This window comes from Zoogloea sp., assembly GCF_041908905.1.
GTDB lineage: Bacteria > Pseudomonadota > Gammaproteobacteria > Burkholderiales > Rhodocyclaceae > Zoogloea.
The window spans coordinates 1-4,261 of the sequence record NZ_JAYREK010000069.1; the positions used below are offsets into that span (position 1 = coordinate 1).

The window sequence follows — 4,261 nt, forward strand, 5'->3', positions numbered from 1 at the left end:
GGCGTGCGGTTGCCTGACTCCCCGCTGGTTCCGCTCGGTCGCCGCATGGGCGGCCGTGACAAGCCTGCTCGCAGCCGCAGCGCCGGCCAACGCGCTGCAGGTGCTGGACGCCCGCGACGGCGTGGCCGTCGAGGCCGTGCTGTCGATCAAGGAGCCCACGCGCATCCGCATCGACGGCGCGCCGATCACGGACGTGTTCGGCAACATCCACTCCAGCAACTGCAGCCCCGCCGCGCCGTCTTCCAGCGGCAGCAACGGTGCCCCACCCGCTGCCGCCTTGCCGGCCGTGAACCCCGCGGGGGAGATCGTGCTGGAGTGCGACCGCGACAAGGGCGAGATCTACATCCGCCCGGTCGGCGACTCGCCCAAGCCGGTCAACCTGTTCATCTCGTCGGCGCACGCCACCTACACGCTGGTGCTGCGCAAGGCAGACACCCCGGCCGACACCATCGTCATCCGCGACCCCGGCCAACGGGCACTGCAGGCGATGCAGTCCCCGACCGGCACCGCGGGCTCGCAGACACAGCTGGGCACCGCCCCCAACCACATCCGGGGGATGAAGACGCTGCTCCTGGTGATGGCGTCCGACCGCGTACCGCCCGACATCCGTGTGGACGAGCTCAACCAGCCCATCCAGCTCTGGGCGGAAGCCAGGTTCTCGCTGATGCGGCGCTACGAGGGCCGGGGTCTGGTGGGTGAGAGGTACCTGCTGCAGAACGTGAGCCAGGCCGTGATGGTGCTGGCGGAGCAGGAGTTCGACCGACCCGACAGCCCCTCGGGTGGACAGGTGCTGGCCGTGGCTGTCGAGCACCACAACCTGCGCCCGGGCGAGACCACCAACGTCTTCGTCATCCGCCGCGGAGGCCAGTGATGGTGTCGCCCCTGCCACCCTCCGCAGCCGCCCTTCGCCAGTCGGCCACCCGCCTCGGCGCGCATCTGGCCGAGCGGATGACGCCGCGCCAGCGCCAGTTCGCGCTGCTGGGCGTGATCGTGGCCGCCGGCGTGGGCCTGCTGTGGCTGATCTTCGCGTCCACGGACACCGGCTCGTCGTCGGGCTCTCGCAAGCCCGCCGCCGGCGCGCCGGGGCCGGTCACCAACATCGGCGTCATGCCGCCCGGCCAGCAGGTCAACCCGGTGGACCAGTGGGTAGGCACCGCAGGCAGCAAGCTCGCCCAGTACGAGAGCGAGCGCGAGGAGCAGACCCGGCTCAACCGCGACCGCCAGGCCTTCGAGGCCCGCACGATGCAGCGATTCGCGGAACTGGAACAGCGCCTGACCTCGGTGACGCAGGCGGCTCAGGGCGCCGCCGCTCCGGCGCCCGCTGCAGCCCCGGTTCCGCCCGTGCCTGCACCACTCCCACCTGCCTTGCCGTCGGTGTCGGCCGGCACGACGCCGACCGGGCTGCCGCCGGCGGCCAGCCTGCCGCTCCCTTCGACCTACGGCCCGGGCACAGCCGGCCGACAGTTGCCGGCGGGCATGCCGGGGCTGCCGACGGCCGACCCCGCACCGGCGGCGCCGGTGGCACCTGCGATCAGCCGCGTCACGCTGGTGGATCGCAGCATGCAAGGCGTCCCCGGCACGAGCGGCAGCACTTCGGAGCGCGCCGGCTCACCGGCGGCCGAGCCTCGGACGGTGTCGACCTGGCTGCCGGTGAGCTTCACGCGCGGCACGCTGCTCGGCGGACTGGATGCACCCACCGGCGGGCAGGCGCAGTCCAACCCCCACCCTGTGCTGATCCGCCTGTCGGACAACGCGGTGCTGCCCAACCGCTTCCGTGGCGAGTACCGCGAGTGCTTCGTCATCGCGGCTGGCTACGGCGACATCAGCTCCGAACGGGCCTACCTCCGCACCGAGAACCTCTCGTGTGTCCGCGCCGACGGCGCGACCCTGGAAGTGAAGATCCAGGGCAGCGTCTACGGCGAGGACGGCAAGGTCGGCATGCGCGGCCGGCTGGTCACCAAGCAGGGCCAGATGCTGGCCAACGCCCTGCTGGCCGGCGTGGTCAGCGGCATCGGCCAGGGCCTCGCCACCTCATCCACCAACGTCAGCACCTCACCGCTGGGAACGATCACCAGCGCCTCGGGTGCCGACGCCTACCGGGCTGGGCTCGGCACCGGCGTCGGCCGCGCGCTCGACCGGCTCGCCCAGTACTACATCAAGCTGGCGGAAAACACCTTTCCCGTGATCGAGGTCGACGCCGGCCGTGAGATCGATGTCGTCATCACCAAGGGCGTCCGCATCGACGTGCCGATGAGCGCCGCTGCCGCCGCGCCCCTTGCAGTCCGACCGAGCAACCCGGAGGTCTCCGACGATGCCAACGACTGACAAGCCCTCGCCAGGCTTTGCGTTTCCCTCCCCTGCCCCGCGTGCTGCCGGCCTGCGCCACCGGCCCGCGGCCTGGGTCGTCGCCGGTCTGGCGGCCGTTGCCGCAGGTCACGCCGGCGCCGCCGCCTCGGATGAGGCTCGGCTGCTGGCCGCACTGCGCAAGGCACACCCCGGCACCCAGTTCACGCAGGTGCAGCGCTCGCCCGTGGCCGGCCTGTACGAGGTCTGGATGAACAGCAACGTGGCCTACGTGTCGCCGCGGAATCCGCGCTACTTCATCTTCGGCCGGGTCTTCGACACCCAGACCATGCAGGACCTCACCGGCCCCAGACTGGCTCGCGCGGCCACCGTCGCTGCGCAGGCCGGTCAGGCGCCCGGCGCGGGCCTTCCCTCGGCGCAGGCCGACAGGATGCCGGCTCCCGACGTACCCATCGCCTTCGACCAGCTGCCGCTGGCCGACGCGATCAAGACCGTGCGAGGCAGCGGCGGCAACGAGCACCGTCGCATCGCCGTCTTCAGCGACCCGGGTTGCTCGTTCTGCCGCCGGCTTGAGCCCGAGCTGGCCGTCCTGGACGACGTGACGATCTATACCTTCCTGGTGCCCTTCCAGGGCCGCGCGCGCCCGGTCTCGATCTGGTGCGCGGCGGACCGCGAGAAGGCCTGGCACCAGTTCATGCTGCAGGGCGACACCTCGTTGCTCAGGCCGGCGGGCGACCCGGCAGCCCCGCGTGCCCCGGAGTGCGACAACCCGCTCGACCGCAACCTCGCGCTCGCGCAACGCCTCGCCGTCCAGGGCACACCCACCCTGGTCTGGGCGGACGGAACCCGAACCGACGGCTACGTCGACCGGACCGTGCTGCTCGCTCGCCTCCAGCAGGTGTCGAAGGAGGCGGGGGGCAAGCCATGAAGAAGCCCGCCGTCGTGCTCCACGCAGCTCCGACAGCGCGTGCTGCCCCAGCCACCGGACTGGCCGCGGCGTCGGTGCTGCTGGCCTGGATGCTGAGCGGCTGCATGAGCATGAGCGGTCTCAGCGGCAGCTCCAGCTATGCCTGCAAGGCCCCGGACGGCGTGACCTGCGACTCCGTCTCCGGCACCTACGCCAATGCCGTTCAGAACAACCTGCCGAGTCAGCGGCGAACGGCCGGTGCCAGCCCAGGCACGCCGCAAGCTCCGCGCGCGACGGAGGGCATCACCGGCGCAGCCGCAGCGGGCGCTGCAGGCGCGGCAGCCTCCCGCATGGCCGTGTCGCCATCGGCGCCGCCCTCGCCCACGGCCATGCCGCTCCGGTCGTCGGCCCGCATCCTGCGGCTCTGGTTCAAGCCCTGGGAAGACGCCGATCGCGACCTCCACGACCAGGGCTACGTCTACGTCCGGGTCGACGACGGCCAGTGGCTCGTCGAGCACGCGCAGCGGCAGATCCGCGATGCCTACGCGCCCCTGCGGCCTCCGCCGCCCACATCCGGACGTCCTGCAGGCGGCGCCACCGAGGCGCGCGACCCCAGGACATCGAACCAGTCGGGTCGGGCAGATCAACCGAGTGGTTCGCTGTCCCTGCCCGGCCTGACACCTCCGGCGGGCCGGCCGCAGATGCCCGTCGATCCTCGTGGCAACGAACCCAACGACTGACCTGGCACCTCATCCGGTATTCCCTGCGAGGCACACACCATGCCCACTCCGTTCGCCCTGTCCGATTCGATCCGATCCGCCGCCCGTCCCGGCGGGAGCCGCCCCGGCCATGGCAGCCTGGGCTGGCTGGGCCTGGGCTCGCCTCCCGACACGCCGGTCGAACAGTTCGCGTCCTGGCTGCCGTACTCGGCCTACCTCGCCGACGAGAAGCTCTTCGTCAACCGCGACAGCCTGGGCTTCATGCTCGAGCTGATGCCGCAGTCGGGTGCCGACGACCGCATGGCCGAGGTGCTGATCTCGCTGTACTCGA

5 protein-coding genes are annotated in these 4,261 nt (G+C 71.7%); all 5 read left to right on the forward strand.

Annotation, left to right across the window (positions count from 1 at the left end; genetic code table 11):
* Positions 1-55: 55 nt before the first annotated feature.
* A complete protein-coding gene (locus ACE3OU_RS18650) occupies positions 56-871 on the forward strand; it encodes a type-F conjugative transfer system secretin TraK (protein WP_374243058.1) in 816 nt (271 codons plus the stop codon).
* Between the two features lie 2 nt (positions 872-873).
* A complete protein-coding gene (locus tag ACE3OU_RS18655; protein WP_374243059.1) occupies positions 874-2,325 on the forward strand; it encodes a TrbI/VirB10 family protein in 1,452 nt (483 codons plus the stop codon).
* Positions 2,312-3,232 carry a DsbC family protein gene (locus tag ACE3OU_RS18660; RefSeq protein WP_374243060.1) on the forward strand — a complete coding sequence of 307 codons (921 nt, stop codon included), beginning with the start codon at positions 2,312-2,314 and terminating at the stop codon, positions 3,230-3,232. Before ACE3OU_RS18655 ends, ACE3OU_RS18660 begins: the two co-directional genes overlap by 14 nt.
* Entirely contained in the window at positions 3,229-3,951 is a 723-nt protein-coding gene (gene traV / locus ACE3OU_RS18665) for a type IV conjugative transfer system lipoprotein TraV (protein ID WP_374243061.1), read from the forward strand. The genes ACE3OU_RS18660 and traV overlap by 4 nt, the downstream gene beginning before the upstream one ends.
* 39 nt (positions 3,952-3,990) lie before the next feature.
* A partial coding sequence (locus tag ACE3OU_RS18670) for a TraC family protein (protein WP_374243062.1) occupies positions 3,991-4,261 on the forward strand: 271 nt, incomplete at its 3' end.